18 protein-coding genes are annotated in these 16,689 nt (G+C 70.6%); 2 read left to right on the top strand and 16 right to left on the bottom strand.

Going from position 1 to position 16,689, the window contains the following annotated elements; all coding sequences use genetic code 11:
* Nucleotides 1-14: 14 nt before the first annotated feature.
* The 11 genes from ACOMD9_RS16055 to ACOMD9_RS16005 are packed head-to-tail and all read right to left on the bottom strand — an operon-like array spanning nt 15 to nt 9,426.
* Entirely contained in the window at nt 15-833 is an 819-nt protein-coding gene (locus ACOMD9_RS16055) for a phage baseplate assembly protein V (protein WP_421416891.1), read from the bottom strand.
* Between the two features lie 37 nt (nt 834-870).
* On the bottom strand, nt 871-1,995 hold the full coding sequence (locus ACOMD9_RS16050) for a phage late control D family protein (RefSeq protein ID WP_421416888.1): 1,125 nt from the start codon (nt 1,993-1,995) through the stop codon (nt 871-873).
* Between the two features lies 1 nt (nt 1,996).
* Nucleotides 1,997-2,284, bottom strand: a complete 288-nt coding sequence (locus tag ACOMD9_RS16045) for a hypothetical protein (RefSeq protein WP_421416887.1) — start codon at nt 2,282-2,284, stop codon at nt 1,997-1,999.
* A gap of 13 nt (nt 2,285-2,297) precedes the next feature.
* Nucleotides 2,298-2,960: a CIS tube protein gene (locus ACOMD9_RS16040; RefSeq protein ID WP_421416885.1), complete on the bottom strand. Its 663-nt coding sequence runs from the start codon at nt 2,958-2,960 to the stop codon at nt 2,298-2,300.
* Nucleotides 2,957-3,217, bottom strand: a complete 261-nt coding sequence (locus tag ACOMD9_RS16035; RefSeq protein ID WP_421416882.1) for a hypothetical protein — start codon at nt 3,215-3,217, stop codon at nt 2,957-2,959. Before ACOMD9_RS16035 ends, ACOMD9_RS16040 begins: the two co-directional genes overlap by 4 nt.
* Nucleotides 3,201-4,568 carry an ATP-binding protein gene (locus ACOMD9_RS16030; protein ID WP_421416880.1) on the bottom strand — a complete coding sequence of 456 codons (1,368 nt, stop codon included), beginning with the start codon at nt 4,566-4,568 and terminating at the stop codon, nt 3,201-3,203. Before ACOMD9_RS16030 ends, ACOMD9_RS16035 begins: the two co-directional genes overlap by 17 nt.
* Before the next feature lies 1 nt (nt 4,569).
* Entirely contained in the window at nt 4,570-5,592 is a 1,023-nt protein-coding gene (locus ACOMD9_RS16025; protein WP_421416877.1) for a Pvc16 family protein, read from the bottom strand.
* 1 nt (nt 5,593) lies between these two features.
* Nucleotides 5,594-6,535, bottom strand: a complete 942-nt coding sequence (locus ACOMD9_RS16020) for a hypothetical protein (RefSeq protein WP_421416874.1) — start codon at nt 6,533-6,535, stop codon at nt 5,594-5,596.
* Nucleotides 6,532-7,347, bottom strand: a complete 816-nt coding sequence (locus tag ACOMD9_RS16015; protein WP_421416872.1) for a hypothetical protein — start codon at nt 7,345-7,347, stop codon at nt 6,532-6,534. The genes ACOMD9_RS16020 and ACOMD9_RS16015 overlap by 4 nt, the downstream gene beginning before the upstream one ends.
* The gene (locus ACOMD9_RS16010) at nt 7,344-7,853 is read right to left on the bottom strand and encodes a phage tail protein (RefSeq protein ID WP_421416869.1); all 510 of its coding nucleotides are present in this window, start codon (nt 7,851-7,853) and stop codon (nt 7,344-7,346) included. The genes ACOMD9_RS16015 and ACOMD9_RS16010 overlap by 4 nt, the downstream gene beginning before the upstream one ends.
* A 22-nt stretch (nt 7,854-7,875) precedes the next feature.
* Nucleotides 7,876-9,426 carry a phage tail sheath family protein gene (locus tag ACOMD9_RS16005; protein ID WP_421416867.1) on the bottom strand — a complete coding sequence of 517 codons (1,551 nt, stop codon included), beginning with the start codon at nt 9,424-9,426 and terminating at the stop codon, nt 7,876-7,878.
* A 318-nt stretch (nt 9,427-9,744) separates the two neighbouring features.
* Here ACOMD9_RS16005 and ACOMD9_RS16000 point away from each other — a divergent pair, with 318 nt between their 5' ends.
* Nucleotides 9,745-10,392 carry a hypothetical protein gene (locus tag ACOMD9_RS16000; protein ID WP_421416864.1) on the top strand — a complete coding sequence of 216 codons (648 nt, stop codon included), beginning with the start codon at nt 9,745-9,747 and terminating at the stop codon, nt 10,390-10,392.
* A gap of 15 nt (nt 10,393-10,407) precedes the next feature.
* On the opposite strand, the gene ACOMD9_RS15995 is transcribed toward ACOMD9_RS16000, so the two are convergent.
* The 5 genes from ACOMD9_RS15995 to ACOMD9_RS15975 form a co-directional block, all read right to left on the bottom strand.
* On the bottom strand, nt 10,408-10,863 hold the full coding sequence (locus tag ACOMD9_RS15995) for a DUF4149 domain-containing protein (protein WP_421416861.1): 456 nt from the start codon (nt 10,861-10,863) through the stop codon (nt 10,408-10,410).
* A 23-nt stretch (nt 10,864-10,886) separates the two neighbouring features.
* Nucleotides 10,887-11,207, bottom strand: a complete 321-nt coding sequence (locus ACOMD9_RS15990; RefSeq protein WP_421416858.1) for a YqjK-like family protein — start codon at nt 11,205-11,207, stop codon at nt 10,887-10,889.
* Entirely contained in the window at nt 11,200-11,592 is a 393-nt protein-coding gene (locus ACOMD9_RS15985; protein WP_421416855.1) for a phage holin family protein, read from the bottom strand. Before ACOMD9_RS15985 ends, ACOMD9_RS15990 begins: the two co-directional genes overlap by 8 nt.
* The gene (locus ACOMD9_RS15980) at nt 11,592-11,924 is read right to left on the bottom strand and encodes an ElaB/YgaM/YqjD family protein (protein WP_421416852.1); all 333 of its coding nucleotides are present in this window, start codon (nt 11,922-11,924) and stop codon (nt 11,592-11,594) included. Before ACOMD9_RS15980 ends, ACOMD9_RS15985 begins: the two co-directional genes overlap by 1 nt.
* A gap of 106 nt (nt 11,925-12,030) precedes the next feature.
* Entirely contained in the window at nt 12,031-13,068 is a 1,038-nt protein-coding gene (locus ACOMD9_RS15975; RefSeq protein ID WP_421416849.1) for a phospholipase A, read from the bottom strand.
* 258 nt (nt 13,069-13,326) lie between these two features.
* Between ACOMD9_RS15975 and mscK the strand changes: the two genes are divergently transcribed.
* Nucleotides 13,327-16,686, top strand: coding sequence for a mechanosensitive channel MscK (gene mscK, locus ACOMD9_RS15970; RefSeq protein ID WP_421416922.1), 3,360 nt, complete (start codon nt 13,327-13,329; stop codon nt 16,684-16,686).
* Nucleotides 16,687-16,689: the final 3 nt, after the last annotated feature.

Genomic DNA, 16,689 nt, shown 5'->3' with positions numbered 1-16,689 from the left:
ATCCTCCCCGGCCGTCAGCCGGCGGTGGTGTGGGTGGTGAGGGTCGACATCTCGCCCTGGGGAATCGGCGGCGAGGTGGGCGAGCCCGGCGAGCCGCAGGTGTGGACATGCGTGGCGAACAGGCTGAGGAAGCTCGAGCCCTTGATCAACGGTTCCTGGCCTCCGCCCCCGAGGCTGACCTGGCTGCCCTCGATGACGATCCGCTGTCCCTTGATGGCCAGCTGGGCACCTTCCATGGTGATCTCGTTGCCGTGGACGTCGGTGACCCGGGTGCCCTGGGCGTCCATCACCATCACGTTGCCCGAGGCGTCCTCCAGGGTGAGGGCGTCGCCCTCGGCGTCCAGGGTCAGGCGACAGCCGTTGGCGGCGCTCAACTCGACGCTGCCCTGGTCGTCGATCTCCAGCTCGCTCCCGGCGGGGTGGTGCAGCAGGAGGCGGCGCTGCCCCTCGGCGTCGTCGAACTGCCAGCGGTGGCCGGCGGGGGTCTTGAGCATCCGGGTGGTGGGGGCCTCGTGACGCGCCTCCTCGGGGATCTCCCGGCCGGGCTGCCAGAACACCCCGGTCCAGATCGGGAAGTCCTTGTTGCCCTCCTCGAACTCGATCCAGACCTGGGCGCCCGCCTCCGGCACCATGAACAGTCCCTGGTCGGCCAGGCCGCCGAAGGGCAGGCAGGGCAGCGCCCACCAGCTCTCCTCCTGGCCGAAGACCGAGGGCACCCGGACCTTCAGGCGTCCGCGCTGCTCGGGGTCCCGGTTGTCGGCGACGAAACCGCGGAACTTGCCGTAGTACCGTTGCTGGGCCTGGCGGATGGTGCTGTGCAGAGCGTCGGTCATGGGGCCTCCTGGGCGTGTCGCTTGACCTGGTATGTCGCTAGAAGAGGGCGGCCAGCGGGTGAGGGCGCACCTCGAGGTCGTCGCCGTAGCCGTTGCGCAGCAGGCTGAAGGCCTGGCGGTAGCCGTCGGCGTCGAAGCGGTGCTCGACCCGGGCAACCAGCCAGCGCCCGCCGTACTGTTCGCCGATGCCGTCGACCCCCACCGGCTCGCCCGGCAGCAGCACATGGCCGTAGCAGGCGCCGTCGAGCTCGCCGCTGGCCTCGATGCGCAGGGCGGCCTGGTTGGCCAGGGCCCGGGCACGGTGGCGGGCCTGGTTCTCATCGCTCAGCCCCTCGCGGTCGAGGTGCCAGGTGAAGTCGCCGGGGCCGCCGGGGGTGGCCGGCGTCTGCCCCAGGATCGGCAGGTCGCTCTCGACGCTCTGCGCTCGGGTCCGGTCGTCGTCGTCGCCGGCGACCTCGTAGGCGACCCGGGCGGGGTGGTGGCCGTCATCGTCGATGGCGAAGCGCAGCGCGTGGGTGTCCGCGCCTGCGTAGACCTTGATGGGGGCCTGGGCGTCGCGATCGAGGCGCGGCGGGCCGAAGTAGAGGGCGCCGTCGCGGAAGAAGAGGTCGTAGCCGTTCTCCTCGGCGCGCTTTCTGAGGAAGCGGCCGTCGCTCTCGTTCTGGTTCACCACCAGGTCGGTGAAGCCCTGGCCCAGGGGCTCGAGGGTGTCGAGGTCGGCGTCGTCACAGATCGAGCGGACGATGGCGGCGTCGCTGGTGGGGGTGCGGTCCCCCCAGCGCTTGCGGCGCTGGACCCGGTCGAGGAGCAGGGCGTGGTCCTGGCACTCCAGGGTCACGCTGGCCCCGCCCTGGTCCTGGGGCAGCTCGACCTTGAGCTGGCGGATGAAGCCGCTGAACACCCTCTCCTGGTGGCTGCCGAAACTGGCCTCGAGGCGGATCTCCGCCCAGGGGTGGAGGCGCGGGTCGTCGTGGACCGCCCAGCGGCCGTCCTCCAGGCGTCGGTCCTCCAGGAGCAGCGTGGCTTCCGCGCTCTCCTGGCGGTCGAGGATCGCCTGTGCCTCCACCAGCAGCGGATAGAGGTCGTCGATCTCGTGACCGTCGACGAACACCCGGCAGGCCGCCGGGGCGCGCAGGGGCTTGTCGAACCAGTCCGGCAGCATCTCAGTCGCTCCTCGTCGGGATCAGCAGCACGCGCCCGATCCAGTCGGGGCCCGAGAGCTCGTCGGCCGAGAGCAGCTCGGGGTTGGCATCGAGGATGCGCCACCAGAGCCGGTCGTCGTTGTAGTAGTGCAGGGCCAGGCGGTCGAGGCGGTCGCTCTCGTCGACCCGGTGCTCGAGCATGCCCTCGGCCGTGGGGACCGGCCGGGCCCGGTGCCCGGGGAAGGTGCCCGGTGCATCCCGGGGCTCGAAGGGGCGGCTGGCCTGGTAGCGGGACGAGGTCGGCAGCATGGGGCTTCTCCGCTCAGAACAGGTTGGTCAGCGACTGGGCGGCACCGGCGGCGAAGTGCCGGCCCGCCCCCAGCACCTGGCGAATCTTCTCCGCCTGGTAGAAGGGGTTGTGGCCCTCGATCACCTGGACATCCAGGCTGACGTTGGCCCGATAGGGACGCAGCGAGGGCAGGTGGGCGCTCTCCTCGACCTGCACACTGGTCAGGAACACCGGCAGCACCTGGCTGCCCCACACCAGCAGCAGCACCGAGGGGTGCTCGTCACGCTGGAAGGCGCGCTGGCCACCCAGGCCCATGCCGGCCAGCTGCTGGACACCGCCCGGGCCCTGGACCTTGGGCTCCACCATGCAGCGCAGGGTGTCCAGTTCCGGCTCGATGCCGAACTCCCGGGCCACGTCATGCCCCGGCAGGCTGGCATCGGCCATGCGATCGGTGGCGTCGAGCAGGATGTCCAGGCTGAAGCTCTCGGGATCCACGCTGACGCCCTGGGCCACCCGGGAGGTCTCCCAGGGGAAGGCGAAGTCGTACCCGCCCCGGGTGCCCGGGGCATTGCCGGTGGTGATCGATACCGAGCGGGTACGGCTGAGCGACTCGGGATTGAACTCGAACTCGAGGATCAGCGGCGGCTGGGTCAGGCCGTACTCGACCAGGGCGCCGTGGCTCGCCTGGGCCCTCATGGCCGTGCTCCCCGGCCACCCTCGGCGACCCGTTGCCAGCTGGCGCGGTGGATCGCCCCGGCGATGGCGGCGGCGATGGCCCGGTTGCTCTGCTGCGGCGAGAGCCGCAGGTCGGGGACCTGGAGCCGGGCCAGTGACGGCTCCCCGGGCCAGGCGTGGCGCCCGAGCTCGCTGCGCAGCAGGCGCTTGATGGCGTGCCGGCGATGGCCCAGGGACGCCGGCAGGGTGAGGTCGAGGCGATCAATGTGCAGCGGCATGGGAGCGCTCTCCGGGGTCGAGGTGGACGGCGAGACGGCCGAGCTGGCCGGGGTCGACCCGGCTCTGCTCCTTGGCCAGCTCGCGGTGGATGGCCAGTGCCACCTGGCGGGGGCCGATCTGCCCCTGGTCGGCAGCGGCCAGGTAGGCGGCATGCAGGGCGGCGTTGCGGATCTGGCCGCCGGTGAGGTTGATCGCCTCGGCGATGTCGGCGAGGTCCAGGTCGTCGGCGTGCGGTGCCCGGGGGGGCAGCAGGCGTTGCCACAGCTGCAGGCGCTCGGTCGGCCCGGGCCGCGGGAACTCCACCGCCAGCTGGAAGCGGCGGCGGAAGGCCTTGTCGATCTGGCCGCGCAGGTTGGTGGTCAACAGGCAGGGGCCGTCGTGGGTCTCGAGGCGGTCCAGCAGGTAGCTGACCTCCATGTTGGCGTAGCGGTCGCGGGCCTCGCGCAGCTCGCCGCGCTTGCCCATCAGGGCGTCGACCTCGTCGAACTGCAGGAAGACCCGCCGCCCATGGGTGGCATCGAACAGGCGGGCCAGGTTCTTCTCCGTCTCGCCGATGTACTTGCTGACCAGGGCCGCCAGGTCGACCCGGAACAGCGGCCAGCCCATGGCGCCGGCCAGCACGCTGGCGGCGAGGGTCTTGCCGGTGCCGGAGGGGCCGGCGAACAGCGCCACCGGGCCGCCCGTGGGCTGGCCGCCCCAGCGGGTCACCACCTGGTCGCGATGGGTCAGCCAGAGCAGGAATTCGCGCAGCATGGCCAGGGTGTCCTCGGGAAGGACCAGGTCGTCCCAGCCGGCGGTGGTCGTGACGACCCGGGCGCCGGGGGGGGCCTGGGCCTCGTCGGGGCGGTCCATGAGCCGCGCCAGCGAGAGGCGGTCCGGGCCCAGCGGCGCGAAGGGGTCCTGGCGCTCGCGCTCCACCAGGCCGAGTCGCTCGAGCCGGCGCAGGGCGTCATGGAGTTCGGGCAGCCGGGGGTCGGGCAACGCCAGCAGGGCGGCGATCAGCGCCTCGCTGGGTGCCGGCTGGCGGTCGCGGTGGAGTTCCTGATAGAGCCATCCGACCCGGGGCAGCAGCCAGGGGGCATAGACGCAGGCCAGGGCATCCAGCGCCAGGTCATCCAGCCCCGATGCCTTCGCGGCGAAGGGAAGCCGTGCCTGCCACCAGCCGCCGTCGCGCAGCGCGATGACCTGGCGTTGGCAGGCCTCCAGGGCCTCGAGCAGGGCCCGGGGAGGGGACTCGCTGCCCTGCAGCAGACACAGGCAGAGCTGCTCGATGCGCTGCCACTCGCACCAGTGGGCCTCCCGGTCGGGGGGCGGTGCATGCAGGGGGTCGGGCTTGATCGCGACGGTCATCTCAGGCTCCCCGGTAGAGGCTGATCAGCAGCGGGTTGCTGCGCAGCGGCAGGATCGGTCCCCCGGGCGCCGGTCGATGGGCGCGGCTGACGTGCAGCAGCAGCTGCCAGCGCTCCCGGCCGTCGAGCTCCAGCGCCGGCAGGGCGATGCCGGGCAGGGCCACGGGCACGTGGGCGGGGTCGATGGCCGGCGAGTCGATCACCCGCTCGCCGCCGTCCACGGTCTGCCAGCGCTCCCCCTGCCAGACCTGCCACTCGAGGCTGACGGTGGTGCCCGGCACGCCGGCGATCCACAGGGCCGGCTGGAAGTCGGCGGGGTCGGTGGTGGTGACGTCGAGGGTCAGGGACTCGACGCAGTCGCCGTCCTCGACCCAGCAGGCCAGCGGGGCCCAGCCCGGCTGGTTCGGGTCCACCCGGCGGGCTCGGGCCAGGGGGGCGTGCAGGACGCCACCGAAATCGGCGCTCCTGGCCCCGGGATCGGCGCCGGTCTCCAGGCCGAAGGTGCCGACCCGGGGCGGCTCGCCGCGGCGCGTCTCGGGCATCACCTGGGCCAGGGCGATCTCGTAGAGCAGCGAGGGGCGGTAGGCGGTGTCGCCCTGGATCGACCAGAGCTGATTGAGCTGTTCGTCGCTGGCGGGGCGGAACACGACCTCCAGGTGCAGGCGTTCGCTGTCGAGGGTCACCGGGGGCAGCAGCGGGTGCTCGTGGAACAGGGCCATCACCAGGCCGAGCAGGCGCAGGTCGTCGGCGCCGGGGTTGTCGATGCTCTCCTCGGCGGCCATGCAGCTGATCATGCAGTGGAGCCGTACCTGCCAGGGGTCACGGGGATGGGCGTTGGCCTGGAAGCCCGAGGGCTCGAAGCGGTAGAAGAACAGGCCGAGGCGGTGCTGGTCGCGGTGGGTGGCGACCTCCGCCGGGGCGCCGAGGTAGACGTGGATGTCGTTGGCGGCGGCCTGCAGGCCGGAGCGCAGGTAGTCGGCGAGGGCCTGGCAGGCCTGATGGAGCGTGGAGTCGGGCAGCGGCATGTCACAGGCTCCTGATCAGCAGGCGGCTGTCGCTGTCGGCGCGCGGCGCCGTCGACTTGCGCTCGCGGGACGGGGCGGCAGCCTCGTCGGCGATGACGCGGATCCGGACCTCGCCGATATGCACCCGTGGCGGGTCCGGCGGTTGCGGCTCGGGCCGGGTCCGCGGCGGTGACTCCGCGGGCCTGGGGTCGGTCGCCGCCATGGCTGCCGGTTCGGCACGGGGGGGCGCCGCCACCGGGGAGGGCTCGCCTGGCTCGCCGTCGTCGGCTGCCGTGGGGCCTTCGACCGCGCGGTCGTCGGCGATGGCCGGCTCCGGGCCCTCGGCGAGTCTCGCCGCGAGTCCGCTGCGCGCCGGGGCGCCGGCAGGCGGCGGGACGGCTTCTGCCCGCGACTCGGGTGCCCCAGGTGCAGGCGCGGGGAGGTCGGGCGAGACGGCGTCCCGGGGGGGCTCGGGGGCGAGGCGGTCGCCTCCCGCCCGGGTATCGACGGCGTTGGCGGGGGGCGCCGCTGCAGGGCGAGCCGGTGCAGCATGGGGCCCGGGCGTGGGGGACGTCTCGGCCGGCGACCGGGGGCCTTCCGCCGCCTCGTTCGGTCGCGGTGGCGCGGGGCTGTCGATCGCGGTCGGCCGGGGGACGGGACGAGCATGGCGCTCAGGCGTCGGGGCCTCGCCTCGCCGGGGGGGCTCGATGGCGGAATCCGGTGACGCCGTCCGCGCGCTCCCGGGGGCGGCCGTGACCGCCGGCGTGGTGGTGGCCGACGATCGGGCAGCGGGCATCGCGGGTTGGCTGCCGGTCATCGGCGCCGGTTCGCGCCTGGTCATCGGAACGGCGCGGGACTCGCCGCTCGGCGGGACAGGCGGCGGCGGGGCGCCGGGGGCTTCTGCCGAGGGGCAGGGCAGGGGCCGCCGGGCCTCGTGATGCAGGCGTGTGAAGCAACCGCTCATGATGCCGCTCCTTCGCTACCGACGAGGCCGCGCGCCCTGTCGAGCCGGTCGAGGTAGGCCCGGCGGCGCGCTTCCGGGAGGGCGAGGATCTCGGCCTCCGACCAGTGATAGCCGCTCGCCAGGCGGTGCACGTCATCGAGCAGGGCCGACAGGGATGGCAGCAGGCCGGCATAGGGATCCAGTTCCAGCCGGTTCTCGCTGTCGCACTCGGGGCAGTGGCAGACCAGCGACTCGGCCAGCTCCGGCAGGCAGGCCTCCACCGCGTCCTCGATGGCGGCGATGTCCGTCTCGTCCGGCGACCATTCGGGTGGCACCTCGACCAGCAGCCGACGGGCCAGGCCGGCCCGTGCCCGCTCGGGATCGTCCTGGTCGGCCAGCCAGGCCAGGTCGTGGCCGTCCGGCACCCGCAGTCGCACCCGGCCCAGGCGGGTGTCGGCCTCGGCGAAGGGGTAGTCGGTGCCGGCCGGAGAGAAGGGCAGCTCGGCCAGCGAGACGGCGATGTCGAACAGCGCCTCGCAGTGCCGGCAGCGCAGGTGCCACCACTGGGGGGCGGGCTCGCGGCGCACCCGCCAGGCGAGCACGATGGCCTGGCGATCCGCGGGGCAGAGGGCGTCGATCTGCGCGCGACCGGGGGGCTGGCCGCCCAGGCTCGCCAGCAGCTCGCCGAGCAGTTCCGCCACCCAGTCGGGGTGGCGCCCCCGGGCGGCGGTGGTGCACTCATGGAGCCTCAGGTCGAGTGCGCCCGAGGGCGTGGCCAGCTCGAACTCCCGTGCCAGCCGCCCCTCGATCAGCAGGCCGCCGGGCAGTCTCATGACTCGCTGGGCTCCGAGACGCTCTCGTCGCGCTCCCAGCCCTCGTGCTGGATGGTGATGGTCTGGATGCCCACGGCGTTCATGGTGCCGGCGTCGAACTCCGGCAGGGCCTGGAACTCCGAGACCCAGGCGCGATAGACGCGATAGGAGAGTGCCACCTGCCCCTGCAGGTTGAGCACGTTGAGGATGATGTCCTTGCGGTACTCCTTGAGGGACATGGCCGCATTGCCCTGGATGTTGTTCACCAGGTTGGCCCAGTCCTCGAAGACGGTGTCGTGGGTCAGGCCCTGCTCCAGGGTGATGGGTTCGTAGCTGGTCCCGCCGGGGAGTACCCGCTCGTGGGCGGGGTCGCCGGCGGTGCGCCACTTCACCGCTTCGGTGCTCTTCTTGAGCACGCTCATCTTCTTCAGCCCGGCGACCGGCTGGCCGTCGATCACCACCTGGAACATGAAGGTGCGGTAGGGGTCGTGACGGTGGGCATTCACCGTGAACATGGGTGCCGCCATGGTGCCACCTCCTGTGAAGGAATCATTGCTGGGCCACTTTCTGCTGGATACGCAGGATCACGAACTCGGCGGGCTTGAGTGGGGCGAAGCCCACCACCACGATGACCTGGCCACGGTCGATGTCGCCCTGGGTCATGGTGTCGCCGAGGCCGCAGCGCACGAAGTAGGCATCGTTGGCCGTGCCGCCCTGGAAGGCTCCGGCGCGGAACAGGCCGTTCATGAAGGAGCCGATGTTGGCCCGCAGCGAACTCCACAGGGGGTGGTCATTGGGCTCGAAGACCGCCCACTGGATGCCGTTGTAGAGGCTCTGCTCGATGAAGATGGCGGTACGCCTCACCGGCACGTAGCGCCATTCCGGGTCGGCCCGGGTCGCCAGGGTGCGACTGCCCCAGATCACGGGTCCGAAGCCGGCACGATTGCGCAGGCAGTTGACGCCGGCCGGGTTGAGCCCCCCCTGCTCGAGGTCCTCGATCTGGTACTCCAGGCCGCTGACGTTGATGCGCGTCTCGACCCCCGCCGGTGCCTTCCACACCCCGCGCCGGCCGTCGGTGCGGGCCCACAGGGCGGCGGCGATGGGCGAGGGCGGAATGGTCAGGGTACGACTGGCGGTGGGGTTGAGGTCCGGATGGTGGAGGGGGTTGGTGACCCTGACCCAGGGATAGTAGAGCACCGCATAGCTGGAGGTGGGCAGGTCGAGGTCCTCGACATCGGCGCCGCTTCTCAGCTCATGCGCGCCCGGCGGGTCGAGGATCAGCACCCGGCTCATGGTGCTCTCGCAATGGTTGAGGGTGTTGGTGATGACGTCGTTGGTACCGCCGCCCGTGGGCCACCGCTCGCCCGGCAGCAGCATGATCGAGATGTCGCGATACTTGCGCAGGGTGTCGTTGTAGAAACCGGCGTAGTCGTCGGCGGCGGGGCCGCTGCCGTCCCCGCCGCCACCCAGGGTGGCGAATTCCGTCGCCACCTCGGCATCATGCAGCGTCTGGGTGGCGCCGTTGTTCTCCTCGAGCTCGACCCGGATCAGTCGCGACCCGTCATTGATGACCTTCTCGATGAAGTTGTCGGCCCGCTCGTCGAGGCTCAGGCCGAGGAAGGATTCACCGGGGAGCGGGTCGAAGTTGCCGTCCCCATCCTCGGTGCCCACCAGCAGGTCGAGTTCCTGGTCGTTGCTGCTGTTCTCGTGCAGGGTCACCCGCAGCAGGTCGCCCCACGACCCCGGGCTGCTCGCCTCGACGCCGAGGTCGAGGTCAGCGGCCGGGTTGAGGGTGGTGCCGGCCGTCGCCGGGGTGCCGCCGCGGACCAGGCAGACATAGGCGGCCTTGCCGCCGTTCTGGTAGAAGGCACGCACCGCCAGGCCCATGGCGTCGTCCTCGTCGCTGATCCCGCTGGCCTGGCGGAAGTCGCCGAAGCGATCGACGAAGTCGTCCCAGCTGTTGATCAGCTCGGGCTGGTTGACCGGCCCGCGGAAGGCGGTGCCGACGAAGGCGGCGGTGGAGGTGGAGACACCCTCGATGGGGCGCGCACCACTGGGGATTTCCTCGATATAGACACCGGGATGCAGGTAGCTGGCCATGATGCACTCCTGGACGAGAAGTTCCGGAGAACTCGGCAGCCGGCATGGCGCATGCGTCCCGATGGGGTCCGAACTTCCCTTTCCTGTTGATACAGACTCGATGGGTGAGCGGGTTACCACGTGTAACGTTCAACGTAGTTCAGTAATTCGGCTTAGCCAGTTGATTAATGTGCATGTGGATGCCGGTCGCACATGAGCTGATTTTCAGCATGCCGCCGCGGCGCTGTGACCCGGCTGCCGGAGGCGTGGCGGCGAGGTGTCTCGAGGGCGCCGGGGGGACTATGCTCGAGGGGAGGGAATGCCGGAAGGAGGGCGACCATGAGCATGATTGGCATCCATCACGATCCCGGCGTCGACGAGCCTCCCCTTGGCGAGCGTATCGTCGATGAGGCGGTACGCCAGGCCGAGATCGTCGGCTGGGAGGCGGTACGGCTGACCACGGTGGCGGCCCGGCTCGAGCTGCCGATGGACCGGGTGCTGGACGAGTATCGCGACCTCGATGCGGTGGCCAATGCCTGGTTCCGGCGGGGCTGGCGGGCGATGCTGGCCGACAAGCCCGAGGGGTTCGCCCATTGGCCCGAGCGGGCGCGGCTCGAGCACTGCCTGCTGGCCTGGTTCGGCACCTTCGCCGGGCATCGCCGGGTCACCGTGGAGATGCTCCGCACCAAGGCGCACCTGCCGCACCTTCATACCTGGGTGCCCATGGTCTTCGACCTCTCGCGGACCATCCAGTGGTGGCGCGAGGCGGCCGACCTCGATGCCCCCTACGGCAGCCGTCGAGCCCAGGTCGAGGAGGTGGCGCTGACGGCCCTCTTCGTCGCTACCCTGGCGGTATGGGCCCGTGACCACAGCGAAGGCCAGACCCGCACCCGCCGCTTTCTCGAGAAGCGGCTGAGCCGGGGCGATGGCTGGATGAAGTGGGTGCCGGGCGGGCACGCCAGGGCGCCGGTCGAGGCGATGATCTAGGCCGTCGGCCTGGGCTTACAGGAAGCGCCCACCGGCGGCGATGGCCACGGTGGCGAGGCCGAGGATCAGGTTGATGCCGATCAGCCGGCGGATCTGGCCCAGTGCCCGGCCCCCCCGGGGCCAGTCCTCGCCGGTCACGGCCTGCGTCAGCCTCCGGTAGGGGGCGAACCAGACGTGCAGGAAGAGTGCCGTCATGGCGAGTCCGGTCAGCAGCATGAGGTGGATGTGCCAGCGGGCACCGGCCATGCCGCCGAAGACGGCGAACAGCATCCACAGCCCGGTGGCCAGCAGCACGATCACCGCCGCCCAGACCCAGGGAAAGAAGCGCTGGAAGACGTGGCGCCACAGGGTGAGGCGTTGTGGCGGATCGAGCAGGCTCACGGCCACCGGCCGCAGGATCATCCAGGCGAAGAACATGCCGCCAACCCAGATGACGGCGGCGAGTACGTGCAGGGTGATGGCGATGGCCATGGGTGTCTCCTCCGGGGCGGGGATCAGCGCAGCAGGCGCCGGGCGCGCCTGAACAGCAGGGCGCCGGTTGCCAGGCGCCTGGCCATCCGCAGCAGCGAGCGGGGATGGCGGGCCCCCTTGAACAGCAGTACCCCACCCACCGCGTAGAGCGGTGCCTTGAAACGCATCAGGGCGTGCCAGCCAGCGTCGATGGGACGGCTGGCCTCGCGCCAGCGGCTGGCCTCGACCAGGATGTCCACCCGCTGCTGCTCGATGATGGCCTCCAGCTGCGCCTTGCGTTCCTCGCGCCCCAGGGTGACGGCGGCGCGGGGGAAGGCTGACCGGGGGGGCGAGGCGTCAGTCATGGCGGGAACGTTCCATCAGGTCGCGGTCGGTGGCCAGGTGCTTGAGGGTACTCGCCAGCAGGGTCCGGCGACGGGCCAGGCGCATGACCCAGACCGCGAGGCCGATACCGCTGCCCAGCAGCACCAGGGCGCTGACGGTGATGGCGGTGAGGCGGTGGCTGTCCCAGAAGGCGACCACCACCAGGGCGGTCAGCGCGCCGATGCCCAGCAGCAGCAGGATCAGGCTGACCCCGGCCAGCAGGAGCAGGGTGATCAGGCGTGCCCGCTCCTCCTCGAGCTCCAGCACGGCGAGGCGCAACCGCGTCTCGCCGGTGGCCAGCAGGCTGCCGAGCAGGCGCTTGGCGGCGGTGAACAGTCGCTGTGCCGGTCCCTGGCTCTCCGCCATCAGCGACGCCCGATCAGCATGCCGATGACGACCCCCACGGTGGCACCGATGCCGATGCTGGTCCAGGGATTGTCGTGCACGTAGCGGTCGCAGGCATCGGCCTGGTGGGTGAGGGTGTCGCGGGTCTCGCCGTAGAGCCGCTCGCCGCGCGCCTCGAGGCGCTCACGGGTATCCTTCAGGCGTTTCTCGGCCCGTTCGCGCAGCTCCTTGATGTTGCTGCGTGAATCATCGGCGGTGGCGTTGACCAGTTCCTCGATGGTCTGTGTCAGGTGGTGCAGGTCATCCTTGAGCTGCTGGGCGGACTCTTGGGTGTGGGGAGCTCGGCTTGCCATCGGGGTCTTCCTCTGACGGTGAACGACAGGCTCAGCATAGCAGTCGCCGGGGTGACTTCAATTCGTTCCGTGTCCGCCACGGCGGGACCGTTGCTCCAGGTCAGGTTCAGGGGGCCATGCCGCTGGTGGAGAACAGGGGGTTGAGGCTGAACCCGAGGCTGAGGCGATGAGTACGGTGGTCGTAGTCGATCAGGCTTTCGCCGAATCCGTAGTAGTACTGCACGTGTCCCCGTACGTTGCCGAACAGTGGCCAGGAGTAGTCGAGCTGGGTGCCCATGTTGCCGGCGCCGGGATTGCCCCGCCACAGCAGGCTGAGCTCCTGGCCGCCGAAGCGGCGGGCGAGGGTGACATCGCCGTAGCCGACGAAGCGCTCGATGTCGGGGTTGTCGTCGTCACCGTCGGATTCGGGGACTCGCCAATGGGGCGCCAGGCTGAATGCCCAGTCGCCATTGACGAAGGTCGATTCCAGGATCACCCGGTTCCAGCTGCGAGACTGGTCACTGGAGCGACCGTTGGACTGGTGGTTGAAGGCCAGCCGATTGTTGATGTTCGTCCACCCGAGCAGCGACCAGCGGTTATCGAAGTCGAGAAAAACCTCGGGTTCGAAGTTGGTCTCGCGGAAGGGCGAGGAAACGTCGGAGTTGTAGGCCTGCCACCAGCTGCGCTGGGTATAGGCGAAGTAGAGATCGCCGTTGCCATCGAAAAGCCCCTCGACCAGGTTGACCTTGGAGCTGAACTGGAACTTCACCTCGGTGCGATCCGTGGTGGAGCTGTCGCCGCCGAGGCCGGCTCCGTCGGGATTGTCGTTGTAACTCAGCGGCAGCAGATAGTTGCGCCGGTGGGTGGTGATGGCATAGGGGTTGCGTGCGGACTCCCGCTCCAGCTGGCGGCGTTCCTCCACCTCTTCGAGGTCCTGTTCGATCCCGGCGGAGCGTTGGTCCGCTGGGTCGGAATCCGCATCCCGGGCCTGCCGATCATCCTCGGCCAGTTGCTGGTGCAGCGACTCGAGTTCCCGGGTCAGGGCCTCGATGCGCGCCTCCAGGGCAGCCCGGTCAGGGTCCGGGTCTGCCGCCAGCGTGGCCGAACCCTGGACAAGCAGTGCCAGGGCGATACCGGTGAGGGCGGTGCAGCGCAACGGGGTCATGTCATGGTACCGAGACTGATCAGGGGGAACCGCCGTTCTACCATGCCGGGGGGGCAAGTCAACCGTGGCGAGGCGACGACGTCGCCGTAGCCTGACGGCGACACATTGCCTTGCCGCGCCGGGAAGCCGAGAATCGGTGCAGTGGCCGGTTCGGCCAACGGGCTACCGAGGGAGCCAGTGAGAAGGATGCGATCTGTACAAGGCTCCCATGGCTGGGGGCATATTGGGCCGGCGCTGCTGGTCGTCGGGTGGCTGGCGATGCTGTTGCTGCCGGGTCTGGTGTCTGACGCCCGAGCCGAGGCGTCACTGCCCGAGCCGGCGGTGGTCGAGGAGCGCCTCGCCGCCCTCCAGCCCGAGGAGGGGGAAACCCCGAGCGATCCCGATCAGCGCCGCATCGAGGTGCTGGAGGCGACCCTGGAGGGGCTGCAGGGGCTGGCCGAGGTGAAGGAGCGGTTGACGGCCCTCGAGGAGAGGGTGGAGCAGGCACCGGCCGAGCTGCTGCGCCTGCAGCGAGAGCTGCGTGAGGAGGAGGAGGCCGCGGCGGCGCTCTCCGCTACCGATCTGGACGATGAGCCCCTGGATGAGCTCGAGTACCGCCAGCAGGAGGCGGTGTTCGAACTGCAGCAACTGCAGGACCGCCTCGCCGAGGTCAATGCCCAGTTGCTTTCCGCCCAGACATTGCCCGAGCGGGCCCAGCAGGCCATCGCCGATGCCATGCAGGCCGTCGAGCGATCGCGCCGTGCACTGGACGAACTGGAGGCCCGTGGCCTGGCCGAGGACGACCCGCGGCTGTGGCAGCAGCGGGTCGAGCGGCGCCTGGCGGAGCAGACCCTGCGCCTGCACCAGCGCGAGCTGGGGACCAACACCCGCCTGCGCGAGCTCGCCCAGCAGCGGCGTGACCTGCTGTCGCAGCAGATCACCCGCCAGGAGACCGAGCTGGCGCTGCTGCAGAGCGTCATCGAGCGCAAGCGCAGGATCGCCTCGGAGCAGGCGATCGCCGATGCCGCGCGGGACGATCCGCTGCTCGAGGCCGGCCACCCGGTGCTGGAGCGGGCCCAGCAGATCAATCGGGACCTGAGCCTGGAGCTGCTGCGCGCCAACGACCGCAACAACAGCCTGGTGCGCGACAGCCTGGCGATCCGCAGCCAGCTCGACCATGTGCGCCAGCTGCAGCGCAGCCTCAACGAGCAGATCGAGGCGATCCGCGGCAGCCTGCTGCTGTCGCGGATCCTGCGCGAGCAGCGTCGGTCGCTGCCCCAGGTCGACACCCGGCTCAACCTGCAGGACGAGATCGCCGACCTGCGCCTGCGCCAGTTCGACCTGGTGCGCCAGCGGGACGCACTGCGCCAGGGGGAGCGGCTGGCCAACCAGCGCCTCGAGGAGGCGGGCGTCGAGATCAGCCCTGCCCTGGTCGAGTCGCTGCAGGGCCTCTACCAGTCGCGTCGCGAACTGGTCGACCAGCTCGAGCAGTCCTACGGCAACCTGCTGAGCGCCGCCATCGAGCTGCAGCTCAATCAGCAGCAGTTGCTGGAAACCTCCCGGGAGCTGCGTGCCACCATCGACGAGCAGCTGTTCTGGATCGCCAACACCCGGCCCCTGGATCTGTCCTGGCTTCGCCAGCTGCCCTCGCACCTGGCCACCGAATGGGAAGTGGGGGAGTGGCGCGAGGTGCTGCCGGTGCACTGGCGGATGCCCGGCCCCGAGGCCCTGCTCGGGGTTCCCTTCCTGCTCGTGGTGGCCGTGCTGCTGTGGTGTCGCCGGCGCATCAAGGCCCGGCTGGCCCTGCTGCACGAGCAGATCGGGCGGTTGCGCAGCGACAGCCAGGGTCACACGCCCCAGGCGGTGGCACTCAATGCCCTGCTGGCGCTTCCCGGGCCGCTGGCCCTGGCCGGCGTGGGTGCCGCCCTGGTGATGGGGGGCCACGGCATCGCGGTGGGCCTGGGCCAGGCCAGCTGGCACCTCGCGCTGGCCTGGGCCGTGATCGCCTGGTCGCGGCGTCTGCTGGTGACGGACGGCGTGGCGACCAAGCACTTCTACTGGTCGGCGGGCTACGCCGCCCGGCTGCGCTGGCTGCTGCTGTGGCTGGGCGTGTCGCTGGTCCCGGTGCTGCTGATCTCCACCCTGGCGCGGGACGGCGAGATCAGCCTGACCCTGCGCCCCGTGGCGCTGGGGCTGTTGCTCGGCGGCCTGGTGGCGATGAGCGTGCTGCTGGCACGCCTGATCCTCGCCCACACCCCCTTCTTCGGGGTCAAGCTGTTCCGGCTGATCCTCGGCCTGGCCATGGCCGCGGTGCCGCTGGTCTTCATCGGCCTGATCGCCTCGGGCTACGAGTACACGGCGCTGAGCCTGGTGGGGCGCTTCGTGATCACCCTCTACCTGCTGGGACTGTGGATCCTGGTCGAGGCCACCGTGGTCAGGGGGCTGGCGGTGGCGGCCCGGCGGCTCGCCTTCCGGCGCGCCCTGATGCGGCGTCGTGCCCAGGTGCAGGAGGGTGCCGAGGGGGGGGTCGAGGTGGTCGAGGAGCCGCCGCTGGACATGGAGCAGATCAACCAGCAGTCGCTGCGGCTCTCCAAGCTGATCCTGCTGATCGGCTTCGTGCTGCTGCTCTACCTGGTGTGGTCGGACCTGCTGACGGTGCTGGGCTACCTCGACGAGGTGGCGATCTGGGAAGCCGACGAGGTGGAGGGCGCCGACCTGGTCGACAGCACCCTGTCGGTGGCCGATATCTTCACCGCGCTGCTGATCGTCGCGCTGACGCTGATGATGGCGCGCAACCTGCCGGGCCTGCTGGAGGTGATGGTGCTGTCGCGCCTGGAGCTCAAGCAGGGCAGCGCCTACGCCATTACCTCGCTGCTCTCCTACACCATCGTGGGCACCGGCCTGGTCGCGTCCCTGGGCACGCTCGGCGTCTCCTGGGACAAGCTGCAGTGGCTGGTGGCCGCGCTGGGGGTGGGGCTGGGCTTCGGCCTGCAGGCGATCTTCGCCAACTTCGTCTCGGGCCTTATCATCCTCTTCGAGCGGCCGGTGCGCATCGGCGATACGGTGACCCTGGGCAACCTCACCGGCACGGTGAGCAAGATCCGCATCCGCGCCACCACGGTGACCGACTTCGACCGCAAGGAGATCATCATCCCCAACCAGACCTTCATCACCGACCAGCTGATCAACTGGTCGCTGTCGGACACGGTGACCCGGGTGGTGCTCACCTACGGGGTCGCCTACGGCTCGGACCATCGCCTGGTGCATCGCCTGCTGCGCCAGGCGGCCGACGAGAACCCGCGGGTGCTGGCCGACCCCGAGCCCCAGGTGTTCTTCATGGACTACGGCGAGAGCACGCTCAATTTCGAGCTGCGCATCTTCGTCAACTCGCTGGGGGATCGGCTCTTCGCCACCGACGAGATCAACTGCCGGGTCGGCGAGCTGTTCGCCGAGCACGAGGTCGATATCGCCTTCAACCAGCTCGACGTCTGGCTGCATCGCCCCGGCGGGCAGGCACAGCGGGTCCAGAAGGTGCTCCCCGCCGGCGAGCCAGCACCGGCACACCCGCCACCTGGGGCCCATGGCGACCCGGGCGAGGTCGACCTCGACGGCGATGGCGGGGGAGACGGCGGGCGCTGAGTC

Source organism: Halomonas terrestris, assembly GCF_049166755.1.
Classification (GTDB): Bacteria; Pseudomonadota; Gammaproteobacteria; order Pseudomonadales; family Halomonadaceae; genus Halomonas.
This window is presented reverse-complemented; position numbering and strand designations above follow the sequence as displayed.

Coding starts and splice junctions, on each gene's coding strand:
- ACOMD9_RS16005 (WP_421416867.1), bottom strand. CDS start 9,426: ATGGCCAGCTACCTGCATCCCGGTGTCTATATCGAGGAAATCCCCAGT.
- ACOMD9_RS16020 (WP_421416874.1), bottom strand. CDS start 6,535: ATGAGCGGTTGCTTCACACGCCTGCATCACGAGGCCCGGCGGCCCCTG.
- ACOMD9_RS15975 (WP_421416849.1), bottom strand. CDS start 13,068: ATGACCCCGTTGCGCTGCACCGCCCTCACCGGTATCGCCCTGGCACTG.
- ACOMD9_RS16050 (WP_421416888.1), bottom strand. CDS start 1,995: ATGCTGCCGGACTGGTTCGACAAGCCCCTGCGCGCCCCGGCGGCCTGC.
- ACOMD9_RS15995 (WP_421416861.1), bottom strand. CDS start 10,863: ATGGCCATCGCCATCACCCTGCACGTACTCGCCGCCGTCATCTGGGTT.
- ACOMD9_RS16035 (WP_421416882.1), bottom strand. CDS start 3,217: ATGCCGCTGCACATTGATCGCCTCGACCTCACCCTGCCGGCGTCCCTG.
- ACOMD9_RS16010 (WP_421416869.1), bottom strand. CDS start 7,853: ATGGCGGCACCCATGTTCACGGTGAATGCCCACCGTCACGACCCCTAC.
- mscK (WP_421416922.1), top strand. CDS start 13,327: ATGCTGTTGCTGCCGGGTCTGGTGTCTGACGCCCGAGCCGAGGCGTCA.
- ACOMD9_RS15980 (WP_421416852.1), bottom strand. CDS start 11,924: ATGGCAAGCCGAGCTCCCCACACCCAAGAGTCCGCCCAGCAGCTCAAG.
- ACOMD9_RS16025 (WP_421416877.1), bottom strand. CDS start 5,592: ATGCCGCTGCCCGACTCCACGCTCCATCAGGCCTGCCAGGCCCTCGCC.
- ACOMD9_RS15985 (WP_421416855.1), bottom strand. CDS start 11,592: ATGGCGGAGAGCCAGGGACCGGCACAGCGACTGTTCACCGCCGCCAAG.
- ACOMD9_RS16015 (WP_421416872.1), bottom strand. CDS start 7,347: ATGAGACTGCCCGGCGGCCTGCTGATCGAGGGGCGGCTGGCACGGGAG.
- ACOMD9_RS15990 (WP_421416858.1), bottom strand. CDS start 11,207: ATGACTGACGCCTCGCCCCCCCGGTCAGCCTTCCCCCGCGCCGCCGTC.
- ACOMD9_RS16030 (WP_421416880.1), bottom strand. CDS start 4,568: ATGACCGTCGCGATCAAGCCCGACCCCCTGCATGCACCGCCCCCCGAC.
- ACOMD9_RS16045 (WP_421416887.1), bottom strand. CDS start 2,284: ATGCTGCCGACCTCGTCCCGCTACCAGGCCAGCCGCCCCTTCGAGCCC.
- ACOMD9_RS16000 (WP_421416864.1), top strand. CDS start 9,745: ATGAGCATGATTGGCATCCATCACGATCCCGGCGTCGACGAGCCTCCC.
- ACOMD9_RS16055 (WP_421416891.1), bottom strand. CDS start 833: ATGACCGACGCTCTGCACAGCACCATCCGCCAGGCCCAGCAACGGTAC.
- ACOMD9_RS16040 (WP_421416885.1), bottom strand. CDS start 2,960: ATGAGGGCCCAGGCGAGCCACGGCGCCCTGGTCGAGTACGGCCTGACC.